This window comes from Haemophilus paracuniculus (assembly GCF_002015115.1).
In the GTDB taxonomy this organism is placed as follows: domain Bacteria; phylum Pseudomonadota; class Gammaproteobacteria; order Enterobacterales; family Pasteurellaceae; genus Haemophilus_E; species Haemophilus_E paracuniculus.
Window position 1 is genome coordinate 87934 of record NZ_MUYA01000001.1, and the last position, 23160, is coordinate 111093.

16 protein-coding genes and 1 pseudogene are annotated in these 23160 nt (G+C 42.8%); 6 read left to right on the forward strand and 11 right to left on the reverse strand.

The window, feature by feature from the left end:
* Positions 1-5: 5 nt before the first annotated feature.
* Both B0187_RS00465 and B0187_RS00470 read right to left on the reverse strand, forming a co-directional pair.
* Positions 6-1682, reverse strand: a complete 1677-nt coding sequence (locus B0187_RS00465; RefSeq protein ID WP_078235715.1) for an NERD domain-containing protein — start codon at positions 1680-1682, stop codon at positions 6-8.
* A gap of 82 nt (positions 1683-1764) precedes the next feature.
* A complete protein-coding gene (locus B0187_RS00470) occupies positions 1765-2016 on the reverse strand; it encodes a hypothetical protein (RefSeq protein ID WP_078235717.1) in 252 nt (83 codons plus the stop codon).
* 292 nt (positions 2017-2308) lie between these two features.
* Between B0187_RS00470 and B0187_RS00475 the strand changes: the two genes are divergently transcribed.
* The 5 genes and pseudogenes from B0187_RS00475 to B0187_RS00500 all read left to right on the forward strand — a co-directional run bounded on the left by B0187_RS00475 (position 2309) and on the right by B0187_RS00500 (position 11235).
* Positions 2309-4090, forward strand: a complete 1782-nt coding sequence (locus tag B0187_RS00475) for an AMP-dependent synthetase/ligase (protein WP_078235720.1) — start codon at positions 2309-2311, stop codon at positions 4088-4090.
* Positions 4091-4214: 124 nt separating this feature from the next.
* On the forward strand, positions 4215-5765 hold the full coding sequence (locus tag B0187_RS00480) for a type I restriction-modification system subunit M (RefSeq protein WP_078235722.1): 1551 nt from the start codon (positions 4215-4217) through the stop codon (positions 5763-5765).
* A gap of 2 nt (positions 5766-5767) precedes the next feature.
* Positions 5768-6778, forward strand: coding sequence for a virulence RhuM family protein (locus tag B0187_RS00485; RefSeq protein ID WP_078235726.1), 1011 nt, complete (start codon positions 5768-5770; stop codon positions 6776-6778).
* A 42-nt stretch (positions 6779-6820) separates the two neighbouring features.
* Positions 6821-8000: pseudogene (locus B0187_RS00490) on the forward strand (restriction endonuclease subunit S); the annotation flags it as partial.
* Between the two features lie 127 nt (positions 8001-8127).
* Positions 8128-11235: a type I restriction endonuclease subunit R gene (locus B0187_RS00500; RefSeq protein WP_078235732.1), complete on the forward strand. Its 3108-nt coding sequence runs from the start codon at positions 8128-8130 to the stop codon at positions 11233-11235.
* A 39-nt stretch (positions 11236-11274) separates the two neighbouring features.
* Here the strand turns inward: B0187_RS00500 and B0187_RS00505 are convergent, their stop codons facing one another.
* The 4 genes from B0187_RS00505 to B0187_RS00520 form a co-directional block, all read right to left on the reverse strand.
* On the reverse strand, positions 11275-12567 hold the full coding sequence (locus tag B0187_RS00505) for an L-cysteine desulfidase family protein (RefSeq protein WP_078235735.1): 1293 nt from the start codon (positions 12565-12567) through the stop codon (positions 11275-11277).
* Between the two features lie 87 nt (positions 12568-12654).
* Complete coding sequence (mqo, locus tag B0187_RS00510; RefSeq protein WP_078235737.1) at positions 12655-14127, reverse strand: malate dehydrogenase (quinone); 1473 nt, start codon at positions 14125-14127, stop codon at positions 12655-12657.
* 89 nt (positions 14128-14216) lie between these two features.
* On the reverse strand, positions 14217-16391 hold the full coding sequence (gene yccS / locus B0187_RS00515) for a YccS family putative transporter (RefSeq protein WP_078235740.1): 2175 nt from the start codon (positions 16389-16391) through the stop codon (positions 14217-14219).
* Positions 16392-16396: 5 nt separating this feature from the next.
* Entirely contained in the window at positions 16397-17455 is a 1059-nt protein-coding gene (locus B0187_RS00520) for a permease (RefSeq protein WP_078235742.1), read from the reverse strand.
* A 191-nt stretch (positions 17456-17646) separates the two neighbouring features.
* On the opposite strand from B0187_RS00520, the gene thrC reads away from it, so the two are divergent.
* Entirely contained in the window at positions 17647-18924 is a 1278-nt protein-coding gene (gene thrC, locus B0187_RS00525) for a threonine synthase (RefSeq protein ID WP_078235744.1), read from the forward strand.
* 134 nt (positions 18925-19058) lie between these two features.
* Here thrC and wzxE read toward each other — a convergent pair whose 3' ends face one another.
* The 5 genes from wzxE to rffC all read right to left on the reverse strand — a co-directional run bounded on the left by wzxE (position 19059) and on the right by rffC (position 23105).
* Complete coding sequence (wzxE, locus tag B0187_RS00530) at positions 19059-20315, reverse strand: lipid III flippase WzxE (protein ID WP_078235746.1); 1257 nt, start codon at positions 20313-20315, stop codon at positions 19059-19061.
* Positions 20312-21442, reverse strand: coding sequence for a dTDP-4-amino-4,6-dideoxygalactose transaminase (gene rffA / locus B0187_RS00535; protein WP_078235748.1), 1131 nt, complete (start codon positions 21440-21442; stop codon positions 20312-20314). The genes wzxE and rffA overlap by 4 nt, the downstream gene beginning before the upstream one ends.
* A gap of 26 nt (positions 21443-21468) precedes the next feature.
* The gene (locus B0187_RS10120) at positions 21469-21858 is read right to left on the reverse strand and encodes a hypothetical protein (RefSeq protein ID WP_143413734.1); all 390 of its coding nucleotides are present in this window, start codon (positions 21856-21858) and stop codon (positions 21469-21471) included.
* A gap of 257 nt (positions 21859-22115) precedes the next feature.
* Positions 22116-22376 (reverse strand): hypothetical protein, encoded by a 261-nt coding sequence (locus B0187_RS10125; RefSeq protein WP_143413735.1) that lies wholly within the window; start codon positions 22374-22376, stop codon positions 22116-22118.
* A gap of 24 nt (positions 22377-22400) precedes the next feature.
* Positions 22401-23105, reverse strand: coding sequence for a dTDP-4-amino-4,6-dideoxy-D-galactose acyltransferase (gene rffC / locus B0187_RS00545; protein ID WP_078235752.1), 705 nt, complete (start codon positions 23103-23105; stop codon positions 22401-22403).
* Positions 23106-23160: the final 55 nt, after the last annotated feature.

The window sequence follows — 23160 nt, forward strand, 5'->3', positions numbered from 1 at the left end:
CATTATCAATACTTTATTTCTTTATTTAAAACTAAACCAATAGCAACCATTATCAGTATTACCAATAATATTATCCACCATATAGAAATAGAAACAGATAAAGCATAAAGCCCCCATAGCACAAGTATAAAATTGCATACATATATTGCTTTATTTATTACTTCCTTTTTGAAAACAATGTCATTAAAATAACTAAAAACAGCCCCTAACAAATATACAGAACCGATTAAAGATGGAACAATAAAAAGATTATGCCGATAATAAATAAAAATATTGAAAACAATTACTAAAACAAACAAAGAAGTAAAAATAATATTATGTCTAAATTTTTCGCTCTTTATTCTATTCATCTCTTCTTCTAAACGAAGCTTTTCTAATTGAAGTTGCTTTTTAGTTCTTTCTTGTTCTCTTTTTATTCTTTCCTCTTCTATTCTTATTTTTGCCTCTTGCTCTATTTTCATTATTTCATCATCTTTTTTCTTTTGTTCTGCCCTTAAATAATCATCTCTGACATTAAAGTATTCTAACACTTTATCTTCGATTGAAATCAATTTTAATTTATTTTCACCAAAATAGTTCATATTATTTTTCAATGTATGATCCATAAATTCATACTCTTTTCTTGATTTAAGATATGCAATACTCTCTTCAAGCTCTTTAACTAATTCAAGCAATCTATCACGGCTTCTAATTGAATAACCGTATTCATTAATATCAAATTCTTCTTCTAAATATAAAATAGGTTCAAAACTAAATTTTTTCTTAATTTCCCTCGCAAAATTAATTTCAGATTCTTTAATTTCAATATGAGATAGATGAGGAATTAAATCCTTATTTGATAAAAACTCACTGTGATTTAATTTGAGAATTGTATTAATACTACTCTCTAAGTTAATTGAGTACTCTTCTTTAAACTTAGTTAGTTTTTTAACGAACTCATTATTTTTACTCTTTTTGAGCCATTCAAAATCGGATAACAAATGATCAATTTCAGTTCTCAACTGATTGTCTGTATTAATTTTGATTCGTGGAAACGATGTAAATTCCTCAGAAACACGATCTTTTAATGCTGTACGCAGTTCTTCTAGTTCAGAAACTGTAAATGTACTTTGTCTAGATAATGAACCGACATAATGTTGAATATTTTCTAGTTCTAAATCAGTAATACGAAACCAAGAAAGCACATTACGAGGTAATCTTTCATTTGCTTCTTTTAAGTTTTTAACTTCTTTATGAAAAATCAAGAAACCATTACATTTATCTTCAATCTCTTCAAGTGGTGCAGATGAAATGTAGTTCTTCTCGATAAATTGAGCAAGTCCTTTTCTATTTTTGACTAATTGAATATAAGGGTTTGGCTGAGTTCCACCTTTAATTTTAAAAGTGAGTTTATCACCATCATACATCAACCAAGGATTTTCACTTGAAGTATTATTATCTCTTAACCAACCACCAAAATCTTTAAAATCAATCACAATCACTAAATTATTCGTAACAGCAATCGCATCAAAATCATATTTCCTATTGTAACCTTTATCATTCACATAAAAGCTAACGCTACCAAATAATGTGAGCTCTTCTGTTTTATTTTCCCACATTGCATTTAGATAACTACATAATGTAGAAAAAGCTTGATTTTCGTGAATAGTACCTGCTTTATTTCTATACGCTTTAAATCCCATTTAATATCTCCTAAAATTATCTATTTGAAAAATATAAAAAACGGCTTAGAGACTAAGCCGTTTTGAAACAAAAATCAGTGAATCAGTCTTTTAACCATTTATAAAGACCGTAAGCTACACCACCAACAGCAAGAGGTGCAGCGGCAGTAACAGCGACACCAGCAGCCATACCACCACCAACTAAACCACCTAATGTCGCTAATCCACTTGCAATTCCAGCAGCACTACTTCCTGCCGCAGCAAACCCAATAGCACCAGTAGTTGCTGCTCCTGCTGCTGCACCAAGTTTTTTAGCATCTTGTTCTTTGTCTTTACCAAATCCAAAAAATCCCATAATAAACTCCTAAAAGCGGTGTTGAGATAAAAAAATACTTGACACGATGAACCCAAAATGGTTCGCCAGCATAGTAGCTTGTAGCTTGTAGCTTGTAGCTTGTAGCTTGTCAATAGACTATTTGTCAAATTTAAAGTCGCAACATTTTTTTATTATTTTTTTGAAAATTTTAGATCCCAAAAGTGATCTTTTTCCCCTTTTTGAGCGTACACCCGTACACTTTTTTCTAGTTTTTCCCCTCAAAAATCGGTATATTAGCGAACAGTTGTAAGCTGAAAAGAGAAAAACAAAAATGAACCCGTTAGATTTTCATATTGTGAACCGTTTTCGCCAGCAGGCGGAAAAATTGGCGGATCGCACCGCTTTGCGTTTTAAGCAGAATGGCGAGTGGGTGGCGATGAGCTGGGCGGCGTTTCAGTCGCAGGTAGATCAGCTGTCCAAAGCGTTGCTGGCTCATCAAATTGAGGTGCAGGATAAGGTGGCGATTTTTGCTAACAATATGCCCCGTTGGACGATTGCCGACCTCGCTACCCTGCAAATTCGTGCCGTTACTGTGCCGATTTATGCGACCAACACCGCCGAGCAAGCCAAATTTATTTTGAATAATGCCGATGCCAAAATCCTGTTTGTCGGTGATCAGGAACAGTTGGATCACGCCCTTTCGATGGCGGAACAATGTCCGAAATTGCAGAAAATTGTAGCGATGAAAGCCGATCTTGACGGTAAAAATCACGATCTTTTCGTTTCTTGGAATGATTTTCTCGCCTCGCAAAATGATGCGCAAAACGCACCGCTTGCACAGCGTTTGGCGGACAAGCGGTTAGATGATCTCTTTACCTTGATCTACACCTCTGGCACAACGGGCGAGCCGAAAGGGGTAATGTTGGATTACGCCAACCTCGCCCACCAGCTCAAAGCCCACGATCAGGCGTTAATGCCGATTGATGAACGTGATTTATCCTTATCATTTTTGCCGTTTTCCCATATTTTTGAGCGTGCTTGGGTTGCCTATGTGCTACATCGTGGGGCAACCAACGCCTATTTGGAAGACACCAACGAGGTGCGAACTGCCCTCACGGAATTGCAGCCGACCCTAATGTGTGCCGTGCCGCGTCTGTTCGAGAAAATCTATACGGCGGTGTGGGACAAGGTGCAAAAAGCCCCCGTTCATCGCCGAGCCTTGTTCAACTGGGCGATTCGCACCAGCGAAAAATATCGCCAAACCGCCCAGCCTTCTGCCTTGTTGGCGTTGCAATATCGTCTTGCTGATAAATTGGTGTTGAGCAAATTGCGGGCTTTGTTGGGCGGACGAATCCGAATGATGCCGTGCGGTGGGGCGAAGTTAGAGCCGTCCATCGGGCAGTTTTTCCACAATATCGGGCTGAATATCAAATTGGGCTACGGAATGACCGAAACCACCGCCACCGTTTCTTGCTGGGCGGATCACGGCTTCAACCCAAATTCCATCGGCACGCTAATGCCAAATGTGGAAGTGAAAATCGGTGAGGAAAATGAGATTTTAATCAAGGGCGATTTGGTAATGCGAGGCTACTACAAAAAGCCCGAAGAAACCGCCGCCACCTTTACCGCAGACGGCTTCCTCAAAACAGGGGACGCTGGCGAATTGGACGCCGAGGGCAATTTGCACATCACCGACCGCATTAAAGAGCTGATGAAAACCTCGAACGGCAAATATATCGCCCCACAATATATCGAGGGCAAAATCGGCAAGGATAAATTTGTCGAGCAAATAGCCGTGATTGCGGACGCGAAAAAATACGTTTCCGCCTTGATCGTACCGTGTTTTGAGAGCTTGGAAGAGTACGCCAAACAGCTCAACCTCAAATATCACGACCGCTTAGAGCTGATCAAACATTCGGAAATTATCCAACTGTTTGAAAAACGCCTTGAAGAGTTGCAAAAAGAACTGGCAAGTTTCGAGCAAATCAAAAAATTCACGCTACTTCCGCAGGCGTTCAGCACCAAAATGGAAGAAATCACCCCCACCCTCAAACTTCGCCGTAAAGTGATTTTACAACGCTATCGGGAACAGATTGAGAAGATGTATAGCTAACAAGGGGGGGATTTTTAAAAATTTCAAAGGGGCGGAAGCCCCTTTTTTATACTTTGATAAAGCCTGTCGAAATCAGTAGAATACGGCTAATTTTTTAGATAAATAAACAGCATTGAGGTTAATGATGACAACAAGTATTCAGCAACGTGCAGAGTTACAACGCAAAATTTGGCAGATCGCAAACGATGTGCGAGGTTCGGTTGATGGTTGGGATTTTAAACAATATATATTAGGCACACTGTTCTACCGTTTCATCAGCGAAAATTTCAGTAATTATATTGAGGCTGGCGATGAAAGTGTAAATTATGCGGATTTTGATGATAACAATCCCATTTTAGAACAAATTAAAGACGACACGATTAAAACCAAAGGCTATTTTATTTATCCGAGCCAATTATTTAAAAATGTGGCAAAAAATGCCGAAACAAATCGTAATTTAAATATTGAGCTTAAAGATATTTTTGATGCGATTGAAAATTCGGCACAGGGTTATGCGTCTGAAAATGACATCAAAGGCTTATTTGCTGATTTTGATACGCGTAGTTCTCGTTTGGGGAATACCGTTGAAGATAAAAATAAACGTCTCGCCGCCGTATTAAAAGGCGTGGCAGAATTAGATTTTGGTAAATTTGAAGAGAATCAAATCGACCTTTTCGGTGATGCCTATGAATTTTTAATTTCTAATTACGCAGCAAATGCAGGCAAATCAGGTGGCGAGTTTTTTACCCCTCAAAATGTGTCTAAATTGATTGCTCAACTTGCATTACACGGCAAAAGTAGCGTTAATAAAATTTACGATCCTGCTTGTGGCTCAGGTTCATTATTATTACAAGCCAAAAAACCATTTAATGAACATATTATCGAAGAAGGCTTTTTCGGTCAGGAAATCAATCACACCACCTATAACCTCGCTCGAATGAATATGTTTTTGCATAATATTAACTATGACAAATTCCATATTGAATTAGGCGACACCTTATTAAATCCTCAATTACAAAATGATAAACCTTTTGATGCGATTGTTTCCAATCCGCCTTATTCGATCAAATGGGTGGGCGATGGCGATCCAACCTTAATCAACGATGATCGTTTTGCCCCTGCTGGCGTGCTTGCCCCAAAATCCAAAGCAGATTTCGCCTTTATTTTACACGCATTGCATTATTTGTCTGCCAAAGGACGTGCTGCGATTGTAACTTTCCCAGGCATTTTTTACCGAGGCGGTGCTGAACAAAAAATCCGTCAATATTTGGTTGAAAATAATTTTGTGGAAACGGTAATTTCTCTTGCCCCAAATCTATTTTTCGGCACTCCAATTGCAGTAAACATTTTGGTGCTGGCAAAAAATAAATCGGATACGCAAATTCAATTTATTGATGCCAGTGAGTTTTTCAAAAAAGAAACCAACAATAATGTGCTGACTGATGACCATATCGCTCAAATTCTCACTTTATTTGCCGAGAAAAAAGATGTGCCTCATCAAGTCAAAATGGTTGAGCAGACCGCAATTGCGGAAAAGAATTACGATCTTTCCGTGAATCAATATATTGACCCCAAAGACACCCGCGAGCAAATCAACATCAGCGAACTCAATGCCGAAATTCGCCAAACCGTTGCCAAAATTGACCGCTTGCGAGCAGATATTGATGCGATTGTGGGGGAGATTGAGGGAGTGTAAAAATGCCAAACGAGATGAAAAATATCGTTATTTTTAATTCTGACGATGGCAATGTATCGGTCAATGTGCAATTTGATGGCGATACCGTTTGGCTATCATTGGATCAAATGGCAGAGTTATTTGATCGTGATAAATCGACTATCTCACGGCATATCAATAAGGTTTTCTCGGAAAGGGAATTACAGCGAAATTCAGTTGTTGCAAAAATTGCAACAACTGCTAGCGATAGCAAAACCTATCAGGTTGAATATTTTAATCTTGATGTCATCATCTCGGTAGGTTACCGAGTAAAATCACTGCGAGGCACGCAATTTCGCCAATGGGCAAACCGCATTTTAAAGGAATACCTTAAAAAAGGTTTTGCAATGGACGATGAACGGCTCAAAGGCTTGGGCGGTGGCAATTATTTCAAAGAACTACTTGATCGTATTCGCGATATTCGTTCCAGCGAAAAAGTAATGTATCGGCAGGTGCTTGATTTATATGCCACTGCCACCGACTACGATCCAAAAAGTGAAGCCAGCCTAACATTTTTTAAAATTGTACAAAATAAATTACATTATGCTGCCCACGGGCATACCGCAAGCGAAGTGATTTATTTGAGAGTGGATAGCAATAAGCCTTTTGCAGGGTTAAGTAGTTTTAAAGGTGTGCAACCCACCCAAGCAGAGGCAATGATTGCTAAAAATTATTTAAGCGAACAAGAATTAAAAGTATTAAATAATTTGGTTTCGGCTTATTTTGATTTTGCGGAATTAAATGCCATTGAAGAAAAACCAATGCGAATGCAGGATTATATCGACGGTTTGGATCGTATTTTGGCAGGGGCAGGGCGTGAACTGCTCAATCATTCAGGTTCAGTGTCTAAATATCAAGCAGAAGAAAAAGCCAAATCAGAATATCGAAAATATAAAGCAAAAACTTTATCAGAGGTTGAAAAAGAATATCTGCAAGTAATTCAAGACACTTACCAAAAATCCAAACAACCAAAAAGCAACAAAACAAGCGGTTAAATTAACCCAAAATTTTGCAAATAATTTAAAGAGAGAACAAGAATGAACCAACCAAATATTTTAGACTTGATTAAAAATTATGAAGTGGAATGGAAGCCGCTATCTGATGTACTTGTCAGGGCAAAAGGTACAAAAATTACTGCAGGGCAGATGAAAGAATTACACAAAGATGATGCACCTGTGAAGATTTTTGCTGGTGGAAAAACATTTGCATTTGTTAATTTTGATGATATTCCTTCTAAGGACATCAATGAACAACCGTCTATTATTGTAAAATCTAGGGGTATTATTGAGTTTGAATATTACGATAAACCATTTTCGCATAAAAATGAGATGTGGTCTTATCACAGCCAAAATGACCAAGTTTTAATTAAGTTTATTTATTATTTTTTAAAACAAAACGAACCATATTTCCAAAATATTGGCTCAAAAATGCAAATGCCACAAATAGCAACCCCTGATACCGATAAATTTACAGTTCCAATCCCACCCCTAGAAATCCAAGAAAAAATTGTAAAAATACTTGACAAATTCACCGAGCTGGAAGCTACGCTGGAAGCTACGCTGGAAGCTGAACTCACATTGCGTAAAAAACAATATGAATTTTATCGTAATGAGCTTTTAACCTTTGATGATGAACCGAACGCCCACCCACTCTACAAAGCCTTGTCCGCTCATTGGAATGGTGAAGTTGTTTGGAGGAGTTTGGGGGAGATGGCTTCTATAAAGACAGGGCAAGCGGTAAGTAAGCAGAAAATTTCTAATAATCCAGGTATCTACCCTGTTATAAATAGTGGACGAGAACCATTAGGTTACATAGATGAATGGAATACAGATAATGATCCTATTGGTATTACAAGTCGAGGAGCTGGTGTTGGCTCGATCACTTGGCAACTTGGAAAATATTATAGGGGAAACCTTAATTATTCAGTTACGGTAAAAGATAAGAATCAATTAGATAATCGTTTTCTTTATTTTACTAAATTTCCAAAAGAGTATTCATTCGCTTTGCACCTTTACTGGTATTCCAGCACTAAATGCCAGTGAATTAAAAAAATTAGAATTGCCAATCCCCCCGCTTGCCGTGCAAGAAAAAATTGTGGAAATTTTGGATAAATTTGACACACTGACCCAATCCATTAGCAATGGTTTACCGCGTGAGATTGAATTACGGCGTAAGCAGTATGAGTATTATCGTGAGCAACTGTTAGGGTTTAAGCAAAGTTAAGACATTTTGGGATAGTGTTAAGCAAGGAAATAAGAAATCTGTAACACATTGATAAATAAAGATATTTTTTTGTTAAGCAAGTTTTTAACCTAGATAAGCAAGTTTTGAAGTGAGATAAATGATGACAACACATACAATCCCCATCACCGAAACCAATGATTTTATCGTTTTAGATAAATACACACCCATCGACCAAACAGGGGCAGGTTATCAAACTGAAAGCGATTTAGAACGTGAATTGATTGAGGATTTAAGTCGTCAGGGGTATGAATATCGCCCTGATTTAAATACACAAACCAAACTTTTGGCAAATGTGCGTGAGCAGTTGCAAAAGCTCAATCAAACCACTTTTACCGATAGCGAATGGCAACGTTTTGTTGATGAATATTTAGATAAAGCAAGCGAAAGTATTATTGATAAAACTCGTAAAATTCACCGTGATTATATTTATGATTTTGTGTTTGATAATGGGCGAATTCAAAATATCTATTTAGTTGATAAGGAAAATATTGCCAATAATCATCTGCAAGTTATCAATCAATTTGAACAAACGGGTACGCACGCGAATCGCTATGATGTAACCATTTTAGTGAATGGCTTGCCCTTAATTCAAGTTGAATTAAAGAAACGAGGCGTAGCAATTAGAGAAGCCTTTAATCAAATTCATCGTTATAGTAAAGAGAGTTTTAATAGCGAACATTCTTTATTTAAATTCTTGCAAATTTTTGTGATTTCAAATGGCACGGATACTCGTTATTTTGCCAATACCACCAAACGAGAAAAAAATAGCTTTGATTTTACAATGAATTGGGCAAGGTCAAATAATGAAGTAATTAAAGATTTAAAAGATTTTACCGCTACTTTTTTCCAAAAAAATACCTTGCTCAATGTGCTACTGCATTATAGTGTTTTTGATGTGAGCGATACGTTGTTAATTATGCGTCCCTATCAAATTGCTGCGACTGAGCGAATTTTATGGAAAATTAAAAGTTCTTTTTTGGCAAAAAATTGGAGCAAAGTAGAAAGTGGTGGTTATATTTGGCACACCACAGGTTCGGGAAAAACCTTAACCAGTTTTAAATCGGCTCGTCTTGCAACGGAATTAGATTTTATTGATAAAGTCTTTTTTGTGGTGGATAGAAAAGATTTAGATTATCAAACAATGAAAGAATATCAGCGTTTTTCGCCTGATAGTGTGAATGGTTCAGAAAGCACCGCAGGCTTAAAACGCAATTTAGAAAAAGAAGATAATAAAATTATCGTTACTACCATTCAAAAATTAAATAATTTAATTAAATCAGAAAATGATTTGCCTGTTTATCAGCAACAAGTGGTATTTATTTTTGATGAATGTCATCGTTCACAATTTGGCGAAGCCCAACGAAATTTAACGAAAAAATTCAAAAAGTTCTACCAATTTGGTTTTACGGGAACGCCGATTTTTCCTGAAAACGCACTCGGGGCAGAAACCACCGCCAGCGTGTTCGGCACGCAGTTGCATACTTATGTGATTACCGATGCCATTCGTGATGAAAAAGTATTGAAATTCAAGGTAGATTACAACGATGTTCGTCCGAAATTTAAATCCCTTGAAACGGAAAAAGATGATAAAAAACTAACCGCTAGCGAAAATAAACAAGCCTTATTGCACCCCGAGCGGATTAAAGAAATCAGCCAATATATTTTGCGTCATTTTAATCAAAAAACGCACCGCTTGAACGCAACAGGTAAAGGCTTTAATGCAATGTTTGCGGTGAGCAGTGTTGATGCGGCAAAAGCCTATTATGAATGTTTTAAACAGTTGCAACAAGATAGCGAAAAACCATTAAAAATTGCGACCATTTTTTCTTTTGCAGCAAACGAAGAACAAAATGCGATTGGTGAAATTATTGATGAAACATTTGAACCAACGGCGATGAATAGTTCGGCAAAAGAGTTTTTAAATTTAGCAATCAATGATTATAACGCCTATTTTAAAACCAATTACAGCACCGAAAGTCAAGCATTCCAAAATTATTATCGTGATTTAGCAAAACGAGTAAAAAATCAGGAAGTTGATTTACTAATCGTGGTGGGAATGTTTTTAACGGGCTTTGATGCACCGACATTAAACACGCTTTTTGTGGATAAAAACTTGCGTTATCACGGCTTGATTCAAGCCTTTTCTCGCACAAATCGAATATGTCCAACGAAAACATTTGGAAATATTGTTACATTCCGAGATTTGCAAGAAGATACCATCAATGCGATTACCTTATTTGGCGATAAAAATACCAAAAATGTTGTATTAGAACGTAGCTATAAAGAATATATGGAGGGCTATGTTGATCATTTAACTGGCGAAGCTCGCCGTGGTTATTTAGAATTGGTGCAAGAATTACAAACCAAATATCCTGAGCCAGATAAAATTGAAAAAGAGGAAGATAAAAAAGCCTTTGTAAAATTATTTGGCGAATATTTAAAAGTCGAAAATGTATTAAGGAATTATGATGAATTTAATTATCTAAATACATTACAACAAATTGACCTAAATAATCCACAGGAAGTTGAACAGTTTAAGCAAAATTATCATTTAACCGATGATGATCTTGCCAAAATGAAAACAATCAATGTGCCGAGTGAGCGAGATTTACAAGATTATCGTTCCACTTATAACGATATTCGAGAATGGCAACGCCGACAAAATCAAGGAAATGGTAATAATCAACCAAACCCGATTGATTGGAGCGATGTGGTGTTTGAGGTTGATTTATTAAAATCGCAGGAAATTAACCTCGATTATATTTTAGCCCTAATTTTTGACCATCATAAAAAAGCTCAAAATAAAGAGGCATTGGTTGAAGATATTCGCCGTGTTATTCGTTCAAGTATTGGCAATCGTGCCAAAGAAAGTTTAATCGTGGATTTTATTCATCAAACTAATCTTGATGAAATTTCAAATAAAGCTGATACGATTGAGGCTTTCTTTAAATTTGCCCAAAAGGAACAGCAAAAAGAGGCAATCGCTTTAATTGAGAGCGAAAACCTTAATAAAGAGGCGGCAGTGCGTTACCTTTCCAATTCGCTCAAACGAGAATATGCGAGCGAAAACGGCACGGAACTCAATGAAATTTTGCCGAAAATGAGTCCGCTTAATCCGCAGTATCTCACGTTCAAGCAACGCATTCTTCAAAAAATTGCGGCATTCGTAGAGAAATTTAAAGAGATTGGTGGCAAAATCACTTTATAAATCAACAATAAAAAGGGTAGCTCGGCTACCCTTTCTTTTTTACACTTTCGGCTTACTCACCATAATTTCAATCACTTGGCGGTCGGTGTATTGCATACTTCGAGAGGCGATGCTGCACAGGTTGTTGATTGAGCGGTCGATGTTGTGTTCCACAATCCCCTCGTTGCCCGTAACTTGGGTGTTGTCCAACGCCATTAACACGGATTTATAGCCCGAACTCACACTGGTGGACACTTTCATCGCACAGCTATTCGCCGCCCCATCGCAGATAATGCCGCTGATGTCGCCGATCATACTGCTGATCGCCATACTGATCGTGTCGAATTTGCCCGTCAGCAACCACGCCACGCCTGCACAACTACCCATTGCAGCGGTGGTAACGGCACAGAGGGCGGACAATTTCGGCAATTTGCTATGAATGTAAATCGCCATTAAATGAGCAAGGAATAATGCTCGAATCCGCTGTTCTTCGCTCACGTTCAAATGGCGAGCGACCACCACCACGGGCATTGTGGCGGCGATGCCTTGATTGCCCGATCCCGAATTACTCATCGCTGGCAGGCTCGCCCCGCCCATTCGGGCATCTGAGGCAGCGGTGGTTTCGATCACGATCCGATTGAGTAGATCATCGCTGATCAAGCCCGATCCAATCTGCTTTTGCAGGGTTCGCCCGATGTGCAAGCCGTAATCGGCTCGCAAGCCTTCTTGGGACAACGCAGAATTGAGTTCCGCCGCCTCGCCGATAAAGCGGATCTGGTCGAGATCCACCGCCATTGCGAAATCAAAAATCTGCTTCGCCGACAGATCCGCAAAAATTTCGCTCAAACTATCCGCTTGCACCGCACAAGGCTTGCTGAATAAGGTCGTGCCGTTTTTCTCGATGTAGATCACGTTGGTGTGATGCCCTGCGATCCGCACCCGCACGCAATCCTGTCCCAAAAACAGGCTGGCTTCGGAATACAAAATGTGTTCCGTTTCAAAAATTGACACGCTCACTCTCTGCTCGCTCAACATCATTTTGGCGTGGGCGACCTGCTCGTCCGTCAGATTTTTCAACACTTCCAAGCCCGCTTCGGGGTTACCCGCAATCGCCCCAATCGCCGCCGCCATTGGCAAGCCCACCGTTCCCGTGCCTGGGACGGTAACGCCCATTCCGTTTTTCATCAAATTCGGCGACACTTTCGCCTCAATTCGCTCGGGTAATCCGCCCAAATGCTGGCGAGCAATCGCCGAGGCAAGGGCGAGGGAAATCGGTTCGGTACAGCCGAGGGCAGGCACGACTTCTTGTCGCACCGCGGCTAAAATTTGTTCGGTTAAGTCAAGCTGATTCATTGGTTTTCCATAAGGTAAGCAAGCGGTCGGATTGGGAAAAATTTTGCAATCCGACCGCTTGTAAAAAGGGTTATAAAAATAGTGTGGCTATTTTAGCATTAAACTGCGTTGGGTTTGCTGTTTAATTTGTGCAAAAAGTGCAGGTTCGTTGCGTAAGGCTTTGCCGAAAGAGGGAATGATTTCGGCAAGTTTCGCCGCCCACTCGGGGCGTTGGTTGAGGAAACATTTTTGCACCACGTTCAACATCACATCAACGGAAACAGACGCCCCTGGGGAAGCCCCAAGCAGGGCGGCGATTGAGCCGTCTTGTGAGCTAATCACTTCCGTGCCAAAGCAGAGCAAGCCTTTTTCTTGTGGGGTATCTTTCACGATCTGCACCCGCTGCCCTGCGATCAGCAATTCCCAATCTTCATCTTTGGCGTTCGGGAAAAACTCTCGCAGTTCCGCCATTCGCTCTTCTTTGGTGAGCATTACTTGCTTCACAAGGTAGTGGGCAAGGGGTAGGTTTTTGATCCCAGCAAGGCTAACGGTGGTAAAGTTGTTCGGTTTGATTGAGGTAAGCAGATCAAACACCGATCCCTCTTTCAAGAATTTTGAGGTAAATCCTGCGAAAGGTCCGAACAATAAGGTTTTTTCGCCGTTGATCACACGGGTATCGAGGTGCGGCACGGACATCGGCGGCGCGCCCAATTTCGCCTTGCCGTAAACTTTGGCGTGATGTTTGGCGATCACATCGGGATTTTTGCACACCATAAACAGACCGCTTACGGGGAAACCGCCAATATGTTTGCTTTCAGGAATATCGGTTTTTTGCAGTAAATGCAGGCTCGCCCCGCCGCAACCGATAAACACAAATTTGGTGTGATGTTTAATCGTTTGATTGGTGGCGAGATCGGTAACGGTTAATTCCCAACCTTCGGCGGTTTTTTGAAAAGCGGTAACGGAATGATTGGTCGAAATTTCCGCCCCGTTGTCGGCGAGATAGGTGAACAGTTTGCGGGTCAAAGCCCCAAAATTGACGTCCGTGCCGTCCGCAAGGTAGGTGGCGGCGAGTTGCTCATCGGGCTGGCGATCTTCCATCATCAACGGAATCCATTGATGCAGTTGATCGTGATCTTGGCTAAACACCATTCCATCAAACAAATGGCAATTTGAGAGGGCTTCAAACCGTTTTTTGAGGAATTGAATATCGGCTTCGCCCTGCACGAAACTGATGTGAGGAATCGGGCGGATAAACTGTTGCGGTTCGGCAATTCGCCCCTGCTCGACCAGATAAGACCAGAATTGTAAAGAAGTTTGAAATTTTTCGTTCACGCCAATCGCCCGCTCAATCGCCACCGAACCGTCCGCTTGTTGCTCGGTGTAGTTGAGTTCGCAAAGGGCGGCGTGGCCTGTGCCAGCGTTGTTCCACTCGTTCGAACTTTCCAGCCCCACGGCGGCAAGCTTTTCAAACACTCGAATGCTCTTTCCGCCGTCTAATTCTTTGAGCAAAGCCCCTAACGTGCCGCTCATAATTCCTGCACCAATTAACGTAATATCTGATTGCGATCTGATACTCATTCTGCCCCCTTGCGGAAAGTCGATTGTTTAAAAGTGAAGCGAAAATTTACGCTTATCTTACCGCTTTTTACAAGATTTGCACAAGAAATTTACATTTGCGGATCAGTATTTTCCAACCCCACATTTTGGCGTAATTGCGGCAGCAGTTGCACGATCAAACGTAGCTGTTGCAATAATACTAACGCTTTTTCGCTCAATGTTTGTTCGTTTTCAAATTGAGTGAGCCGTTGCTCAATCTCGGCTAATTGGGTAAAAAATGCAGAATCTGCCCCCTTGTTAAGGGCGATTTCGCCGATTAAATCCGCCACTTTTTTGCCCTCACCAAAGAAGAATGAAGTAAATTCAAATTCTTGGTTGAGGGATTTGCTTTCGATCCGATACGCCCCCAACGCCGAAATGTAACCAAGCAAGGTGTAAGTGATGCCGAGCAAATTTGGGGCGAACGTGAGGGCGTGGCGATATTTTTTCGGCTCGTTGTGCATATTGGTGATCACGGCACTGAGGGCGGAAAGATGATTGTAAACATCACGCCGTGCAATCCGATAAGGCAACTGGTCGTGATAGCCAAACTGAATCTGCACCACGATATGACGCAAATAACGGCTACTCGCCAGCAGGGTGTTTTTCAGATTTTGGTGCAGATTGAGGTATTTCCAATCCGACCACAAAAACGACACAGCCGCCCACGCAATCGCCGTGCCGAGTAGCGTATCAATAATGCGAGGCATCATTCCGCTATTCGCCCCCAGCCCAATCACATCAAGGCTAATCAGCACCAACAGCGTAATAAAAAAGGTGGAAAAACCGTAATTGCTGAAACGGAAGAAAGTGTAAAGACTGCCCGTCAGCACCAGCAAGCCGAGCTGAGCCTCTAAACTTGGCGAGAAATACTGTAACGACAGCCCTACTAGCACGCCGAGCAAGGTGCCGATCACCCGTTGCACCAGCCGTTTTTTAGTGGCGGAATAGTTCGGTTGGCACACAAACACGGCAGTGAGCAAAATCCAGTAGCCTTTGCTATCTAAATTAAACAGCTCAACGATCAAACTACACGCCATTACCACCAGCGACAACCGCACCGCGTGGCGAAATAGTTGGGAAGAAAAGGTGCATTGCGAGCGAATCGCCTGCCACATATTGCCTAGCCCCACCACATTTTCCCCCGACAAGCGGGTAGATTCCGTCAAATTTTGAGCCTGTGCCAGCGGGGAATTTTCCTGCTCAATCTGCCCTAATTGGGCTTCGATATTGCGTAAATTTTCGGCAATTCGCTGCCAACGGTGGGCTTTTTTCAATCCTTGCTGACGATGATAATCCAACGAAGCTAGCAAGCCCTGCAAGGCTTTTTCGCCACGGGGGCTATGCTGATAACTTTCCCGTTGGCGTAAACTATGGGCGATTTGCTGACAAGCCGCCGCTTGCCGTTCCAACACTCGCTGAAAGCGGAACATCAAATCGCTGTTGCCGAGTTGCTGAAACAGTTCGTGATATTGATAATGGCTGGAACTCGCCCGTTCCAAAATATCTTGGGCGGTAAAGTAGTAACGCAGCAGACGTTGAGTGCGAGCGTGGCGATGCTGCCCTCGCAAGCGGTAGAAAAGTGAAACGCGGGTTTGGTCAAAGGCTTGCATTAGCTGATTATTCGCCCTTGCCAGCCCGAGTTGTTTGGCGGAAAGATTATCATCATCAGGGTCAAAAAATTCCGCTTTGGCAAACAGATAATCCCCTAGGGCTTGGTAAGATCTTGCCAGATTTTCTTGCACCAAGCGGTTCGGAAAACATAAATGCACCACCATTGCCATTACGCCATAAAGTGCCGAACCCGCCAAAATCATTAGGCTATTGGCGATCCAACTGCTTTCGGGGGTGTAAGCCAACGCTGAATAAACCGCCACCACCAGCGTACCGAACGCAATGGTGCTGTAACGCTGCCCGATTGCCCCGAGCATTACTAGCACAAAGGTGCTAATCATTGCACAAGGGATAAACAGCCAGCCGAACCCTAAACTCAGTTGTGCCGTTGCCGAAGAAATCGCAAAGGCAACAAGGCTTACCAGCAGATTTTTCAACCGCCCCGTGAGGCTGTTATCCAAATCGACCAAACCGCCCGCAATCACGCCCAGCACCAACGGCATCGCAAGGTGGGAAATTTGCAGTTGCCAAATCGCCACCGCCACAAGGTTGATCGTGATAAAAATCGGCAGGGTTTTAATAATATTTTCCGACAGCCACTCGGCGTTGAGTTTTTTGAGTAAAGGGTTCATTTTGGTTAAAAAATCAGTTTAGCAATCAAGGCGGTTAGCACCCCAAATCCGCTTACCGCAGTGGCGATCATCAGCAAACTTCGGGTGGATAGTACGCTTTTCATCATCAATAACGAGGGCAAGCTGACCGTAGGTAAGGTCATCAACAAGGCAAAGGCGGGCGAGATCCCCATACCAAAGCCCATTAGCGTTTGCACAATCGGGATTTCTGCCGCAGTTGGGATCACGAATAACATTCCCACCAACGCCAAAAACAGCACCCAGCCGAAGCCATCGCCGATCGCCCCCTCGCTATGCGGAAATAGCCACACCCTCGCAAAACTTAATGCTAACACAGTGATAACATAAACAGGGACTGAGCTGATCAACAACGCCGATAACGCCCGCCACCAGTTTGCAAAAAAATTGCCGTATCCTACCCCTTGCATCTGTTGAAGTAACGTAGTTTTGGCTTCAATTTTTGCCACATCAAGGTTGGTGCGATCCCGTTGCACGAGGTAAGCAATGGATAACACCATTACAATGCCCATCGCCAATCGCAACAGGCTAAATTCCAGCCCTAACACAATCGCCATAAAAATCAGGGTGGCAGGGTTCAACAACGGATTAGCAAGCCAAAACGCCACCGTTGCCCCGATTGATGCGTGATTTTTCCGCATTCCCACCGCCACGGGTGCGGCACAGCAGGTACACATCATACCAGGCAAAGAAATCGCCGTGCCGAGAAAAATTGAGCCGAATTTGGTTTGGCTCAAATAACGAATAAACCAATCTTTCGGCAACAGCACGCTCATCAGCGAGCCAAGCACCACGCCGAGCAAAGCCGCTTTCCAAATCGCCAGAAAATAGACTTGGGTATATTGCCACATTGCCTGCCACGGACTAGAAAATTGATCCGCCAGAAGCGATTTGCCAATGCTTTGGGTTTCAAGGGCGGTAAAGGTTTTGAAATAGTAGGGTTGCCATTTGACCCAATAAAGCCCCACGGCTAACACAGTAAAGAAAAGAACGGGTTTCCACCACGCAAAAGATTGAGAAGAAGTTGAGAGAGTTTGATTTGACATAAATTTTCCTTGCACATTCAACCTGAATAGAACAAACGCCCCCCATCATCGTGAGAGGCGAATGGATCATACGCCAAAATCAGTAAATAATTCCAGATTATTTTACGCTTTCCGATTTACTACCGCCCTTCGAATGGCTACAATTCAGCACATCTTTCTCGACTTTTCCAGATAATAAAAAAGGACAAACAATGAATCTTTACAACATCAAACACCCCGAAGAACAAGTGAATTTCGCCCAAGCCGTGCGTCAAGGTTTGGGTAAAGATCAGGGGTTATTTTTCCCTGAAATCATTCCACAATTAGGCAACATTGACGAATTATTAGCAATGCCATTGGTGGAACGTAGCCAAAAAATCCTCTCGGCAATTATCGGCGAAGAAATCCCAGCCGACACCCTCAACGCAATGGTCAAAAATGCGTTTACTTTCCCAGCCCCACTCGCCAAAGTGAATGATGATATTTACGCCCTCGAACTCTTTCACGGCCCAACCCTCGCCTTTAAAGATTTTGGCGGACGCTTTATGGCACAAGCCCTCGCTTCGGTGCGTGGCGATGGCAAAATCACCATTTTAACCGCCACCTCTGGCGACACGGGGGCGGCAGTAGCTCACGCATTCTACGGTTTAGAAAACATCAATGTGGTGATTTTGTATCCAAAAGGCAAAATCAGCCCACTACAAGAAAAATTATTCTGCACCCTCGGTTGCAACATTCGCACCGTGGCGATTGAAGCGGACTTTGATGCCTGCCAAGCCCTTGTGAAACAAGCCTTTGACGATGCGGAATTGCGTGAGGCAATCGGTTTGAACTCGGCTAACTCGATCAACATCAGCCGTTTGCTGGCTCAAATCTGCTACTACTTTGAAGCGGTGGCACAACTGCCGAAAGAAAAACGCGATAACGTGGTGGTTTCCGTGCCAAGCGGTAACTTCGGCAACCTCACCGCAGGCTTGATTGCCAAAACTCTCGGCTTACCGATCAAACGCTTTATCGCTTCAACCAACGCCAACGACACCGTGCCTCGCTACCTGCGTTCAGGCGAATGGTCGCCAAACCCAACGGTGGCAACCCTCTCTAACGCAATGGACGTAAGCCGTCCGAACAACTGGCCTCGTGTAGAAGAATTATTCAAACGCAACGGCTGGAACTTAGCGGATTTAGGCTCTGACGCCCTCAACGATGAGGAAACGGAACAAGCCCTCAAAGCCCAATACGCCGAAGGCTATCTCTGCGAACCACACGGGGCAATCGCTTACCAAGTGTTGAAAGATCAACTACAAGCAGGCGAAACGGGCATCTTCCTCTGCACCGCCCACCCAGCAAAATTCAAAGAGAGTGTCGAACGAATTTTAGACATTGAACTGCCTCTGCCAGAAGCCCTCGACAAACACAACAAACTACCGCTGTTATCTGACGTAATGGCGAATGATTTTGCGATGTTGAGAGCTTATTTGTTGGCGAAATAATTAAACCAAAAGAAATGCGAAAGGACGCCAGCTTGGCGTCCCTACGGTAGGGACACGATGCTCGTGTCCCAAAAACAAGGGGTAGGATTTCTAAAAATTTCTACTGCGAATCCTACCGCTACCAATCCCAAACATTATCTACCAAAAAACCTCAACGCCCCCACGACACAAACCCCAAAATAAACGAGATAGGTAATCGCATAGGCTTGGGTTGCGCCGATTGCACCGTGAGTGGGGATTAGCCAGTAGCCGAAGCCGACCAAGAGGGAAAATTGTAGGACTTCCGCCAGAATGTAGAGTTTGAGGGCGGATTTTGCCACGATGAGGTAGCCGAAGATGTAGGCAAGCACTTTGAAAATGTCGCCGATAAGTTGCCACTGGAACAGATCTGCCATTGCGAGGAAGTGTTCCGAATAAAGCAGTAAAATGATCCATTTTTTGAGGGCGAAGATGGTGAGGCTTACCGCGATCACAGCAACGGCGACAATTCTGAGGAATTTGACTAATTCCTGCTTGATCGCCGATTTTTCCGTTAATTTCGCGAAAGTTGGCAACAAATAGACCGAAAATGCCGCGGTGATAAATTGCAAATAGGCGTCGGAAATTTTGCTCATCGCCTGCCATAATCCCACCGCTTCCAAAGAATAATTCGCCATTAGCAGATCTCGCAACAGCACATAGCCGACAGGCAAAGTAATCGCGGTGATTAGCACCATTAGGCTAAATTTGAGTAATTTAGCGGTCAGATCGGGGCTAAATTTTGCAAGATTTGGCAAAAATCCTACCCCTTGCAGTTGGCGTTTGAGGAAGAAAAACGCAGGGAAAACTGTGAGAGCGGGCATTATCGCCAAGCCGATTAACGCCCCTTGATAGCCAAAGCCGTAGAGGGAAATCAAGAAGGCGACCAAGCCGAGCAGCACGCCGACAATGGTGCTGATTGCCGTGCCTTTGGCGTGGCGGTAGCCTTTCAAAATAGCGAGGGCGTAGTTGCTCAACGCAATTCCAAATTGGCAAAAGCCCGTGGCGATCACCACATTTTGAAAGTCAGCGGAATAGAATAGCCATTGGCTGATTGGGGCGGAAAAAAGCCAAAATCCGACCGCTAACAGGGCGGAAAAACCGACCACAATCGCCCCCGAAGTGGCGAATAAAGCGGTCAGTTGCGGCGGATTTTTTTCAAATTCTGCCACATATTTGGTAACGCCGTTGAAAATGCCCGCCCCAGCGAACGCCCCCAACACGGTGAGCAAGGTCATAAAGTTGGCGGCTTGCCCCAGCCCTTGCGAGCCGAATTGCAGGGTGAACAGTTTCATCAACAATAAGCCCACGGCGATTTTGATCGCCGTGGAAAGTGCCGTCCAGACGGCGGTGCCTGCTAAGGATTTTTTCATTGGAAGAAAGATAATGCGGTTTCGATCACGAAATTAAGTTCGTTCTCGTCCATATTGTAGAACAACGGCAGACGCACCAATCGCTCGCTTTCAGTTGTGGTAAATGCGTCCTCGCCCGAAAATTCGCCAAATTTCCGCCCAGCAGGGCTACTGTGTAGCGGAATATAGTGGAACACCGCCAAAATGTCGTGGGCTTTGAGGTGGTCGATAAATTGGGTGCGTTGTGCCACATCGTGCAGTTTGAGGTAGAACATATGGGCGTTGTGGGTGCAGTCGCTCGGGATTTGCGGTAACGCCACTAAACCTTGCTCGGCAAGGGGTTGGAAAGCGTCAAAATAACGTTGCCAGATGCCAAGACGAACGGCGTTGATCTGATCCGCTGCTTCTAATTGGGCGTAAAGGTAAGCCGCTTGCAGATCCGACATCAAAAAGCTCGAGCCAATATCTCGCCAAGTGTATTTATCCACCTGTCCACGGAAAAATTGGCTACGGTTCGTGCCTTTTTCGCGGATAATCTCAGCACGTTCGACTAATTTCGGAGCATTTATTAAGGTCGCACCGCCCTCGCCACCCGAGCTGTAATTTTTGGTTTCGTGGAAACTAAAACAGCCAATATGCCCAATCGTGCCCAAGGCTCGCCCTTTGTAGCTCGCCATCACGCCCTGTGCTGCATCTTCCACCACCCACAAGCGGTATTTTTCCGCCAACGCCATAATGGTGTCCATTTCGCACGCCACGCCTGCATAGTGAACAGGCACGATCGCCTTGGTTTTCGGCGTGATCGCCGCTTCGATTTTGCGTTCGTCAATGTTCATCGTATCGGGGCGGACATCGACAAACACAATTTTCGCCCCTCGTAACGCAAAGGCATTGGCGGTAGAAACGAAAGTGTAGCTCGGCATAATCACTTCATCGCCTGCTTGAATATTGAGCAAAATCGCCGCCATTTCGAGGGACGCGGTGCAAGAGGGGGTGAGCAGGGCTTTTTTCGTGTCAAAGCGTTGCTCAAACCATTTTTCGCATTGTTTGGTGTAGAAGCCGTCGCCACAAAGTTTACCGCTGGCGAGAGCTTGTTGCATATAACCGATTTCTGTGCCAACAACGGGCGGTTTGTTAAATGGAATCATTAGTTTATCCTTGGCTTAATAAGAAATTACGATAAATTAAAAAAATAACGTTCAAGCTCTTTAATAAACTCTTTCACGTTTTCTTCCGACTTTTTATGCTCTGATTCAATTCTCTCTATAACATTATGTCGAGTCTCTCTCGCCCAATCTAATTGAGCGTCATTAAGACCATAAGCAATACCATATCGATCCTTCTCATCAGGATACCACTGCTCAATTGGTACGCCTTCAGCAGGAACAACAATAGATTCACAACCACACAATATCGCAAAAATAGAATATGCAGTGTAATCATCATAGCAAATAAAACGTTTTGAACAGCGAAAAATAGTCGCAATTTGTTCGTGAGATAAATTATCGACACAAATGCTATTTTCGGGATGAATAAAAGGTTTATTCGTTCCTTTACGAACCATATAACAACATTCAATATCACGAGTAGTTATATCATCTGAATAATAATAATGAGTAAAGTAATAAATAACCTTTAATTCTTTTTTAGATAATTCAGATCCTTCCCAATGAAAATCTCGAATCGCAGAATTGAATTTAAAATAAAGCTCATTTTGTCCGTAATTAATACGCCCCGTGTGAAATCCTGGTTGATGTAATAACCAACGAACGACATTATCTAAGCCAAGCGGGTTTCCATCAATAATTTCTGGATAAACTACTACAAACTTGCTTGCTTGCTTGCTTGCTTGCTTGCTTGCTTGCTTGCTTGCTTGCTTGCTTGCTTGCTTGCTTGCCAGATATTATCCGTAACAATTGGTGTATTCCAATCCCTATTTATCACAAAATTATCAAAATCTTCATAGGGAAATAAAAAAGCAGAATGCGAAGTAACCTCATTGATTAAATGACATAATCGATGTAGAACAATCCTTCCACCACTATTGGTATAAAAGGATGGAGCATAAATAAAAATAACCATTTTTTCTCCTAATTAATAAAAATTTTATTGATAAAACCAAAAGGCAGTGGCAACGATTTTTGCCCCGAATTTTTGGTAAAGGTTGATCGCAGGCAGGTTGCTGATTTGGGTGCTGATCGTGAGTTGCTCTGCCCCATTTGCTTTCGCCCACGCTACCGCGGCGGAAAGCAGTTCCGTTGCGATGCCTTGCCCTTGAAAGGCTTCCGCCACCGCTAATAAGCCAATTTTGGCGTGCGATCCATTCAGCTTCACGCTGATCCCGCCTCTCAACTGACCGCTTGCCGAGCGAGAGATCAGGCAGAGATCATCAAACTGCCCTCGCACCGCATTGGTGATCCATTGCCGATAAAACCGCTGATTTTCCGCTACACTAAAATAAGGGGGGCGAAAACGGCTGTGGGGAAAGGCGTTGCCAAAAAGATCTTGTAAATCAATCAGATCGCCCTCGCCTGCCACCTTGCAAGCGGTCGGATTTTCGAAAATTTCCGCTAAATCAAGGCGAAATTCCACCTCGCCCTCAACCCACTGAAAGCCTTGCCCTTGCAGCCAGTCAATCGCTTCCCAGTCGCTACTCGCCACTTTCGCTTGCACAAGTTTGGATTTCGAGATGTCAAAATCGGGGGCAAGATTTCGGGCGTTATCAGCGGTTTCTAGCCATTGCAAGGTAATAATTTGGCGAGCAAAAAACTCGCTTTCCCATTGGTTGAGTTGATATGTGAGTGTTTTCATTCGGCTATTATAAACAATAAAAAAGGGATTATCTCTCGATAATCCCTATCAAAAA

Excerpts from the sequence above, each read along its gene's own strand:
- thrC (WP_078235744.1), top strand. The coding sequence starts at position 17,647 with ATGAATCTTTACAACATCAAACACCCCGAAGAACAAGTGAATTTCGCC.
- B0187_RS10125 (WP_143413735.1), bottom strand. The coding sequence starts at position 22,376 with ATGGTTATTTTTATTTATGCTCCATCCTTTTATACCAATAGTGGTGGA.
- B0187_RS10120 (WP_143413734.1), bottom strand. The coding sequence starts at position 21,858 with ATGGTTCGTAAAGGAACGAATAAACCTTTTATTCATCCCGAAAATAGC.
- rffA (WP_078235748.1), bottom strand. The coding sequence starts at position 21,442 with ATGATTCCATTTAACAAACCGCCCGTTGTTGGCACAGAAATCGGTTAT.
- B0187_RS00500 (WP_078235732.1), top strand. The coding sequence starts at position 8,128 with ATGACAACACATACAATCCCCATCACCGAAACCAATGATTTTATCGTT.
- B0187_RS00505 (WP_078235735.1), bottom strand. The coding sequence starts at position 12,567 with ATGAATCAGCTTGACTTAACCGAACAAATTTTAGCCGCGGTGCGACAA.
- wzxE (WP_078235746.1), bottom strand. The coding sequence starts at position 20,315 with ATGAAAAAATCCTTAGCAGGCACCGCCGTCTGGACGGCACTTTCCACG.
- rffC (WP_078235752.1), bottom strand. The coding sequence starts at position 23,105 with ATGAAAACACTCACATATCAACTCAACCAATGGGAAAGCGAGTTTTTT.
- B0187_RS00470 (WP_078235717.1), bottom strand. The coding sequence starts at position 2,016 with ATGGGATTTTTTGGATTTGGTAAAGACAAAGAACAAGATGCTAAAAAA.
- B0187_RS00480 (WP_078235722.1), top strand. The coding sequence starts at position 4,215 with ATGACAACAAGTATTCAGCAACGTGCAGAGTTACAACGCAAAATTTGG.
- B0187_RS00475 (WP_078235720.1), top strand. The coding sequence starts at position 2,309 with ATGAACCCGTTAGATTTTCATATTGTGAACCGTTTTCGCCAGCAGGCG.
- mqo (WP_078235737.1), bottom strand. The coding sequence starts at position 14,127 with ATGAGTATCAGATCGCAATCAGATATTACGTTAATTGGTGCAGGAATT.
- yccS (WP_078235740.1), bottom strand. The coding sequence starts at position 16,391 with ATGAACCCTTTACTCAAAAAACTCAACGCCGAGTGGCTGTCGGAAAAT.
- B0187_RS00485 (WP_078235726.1), top strand. The coding sequence starts at position 5,768 with ATGCCAAACGAGATGAAAAATATCGTTATTTTTAATTCTGACGATGGC.
- B0187_RS00520 (WP_078235742.1), bottom strand. The coding sequence starts at position 17,455 with ATGTCAAATCAAACTCTCTCAACTTCTTCTCAATCTTTTGCGTGGTGG.
- B0187_RS00465 (WP_078235715.1), bottom strand. The coding sequence starts at position 1,682 with ATGGGATTTAAAGCGTATAGAAATAAAGCAGGTACTATTCACGAAAAT.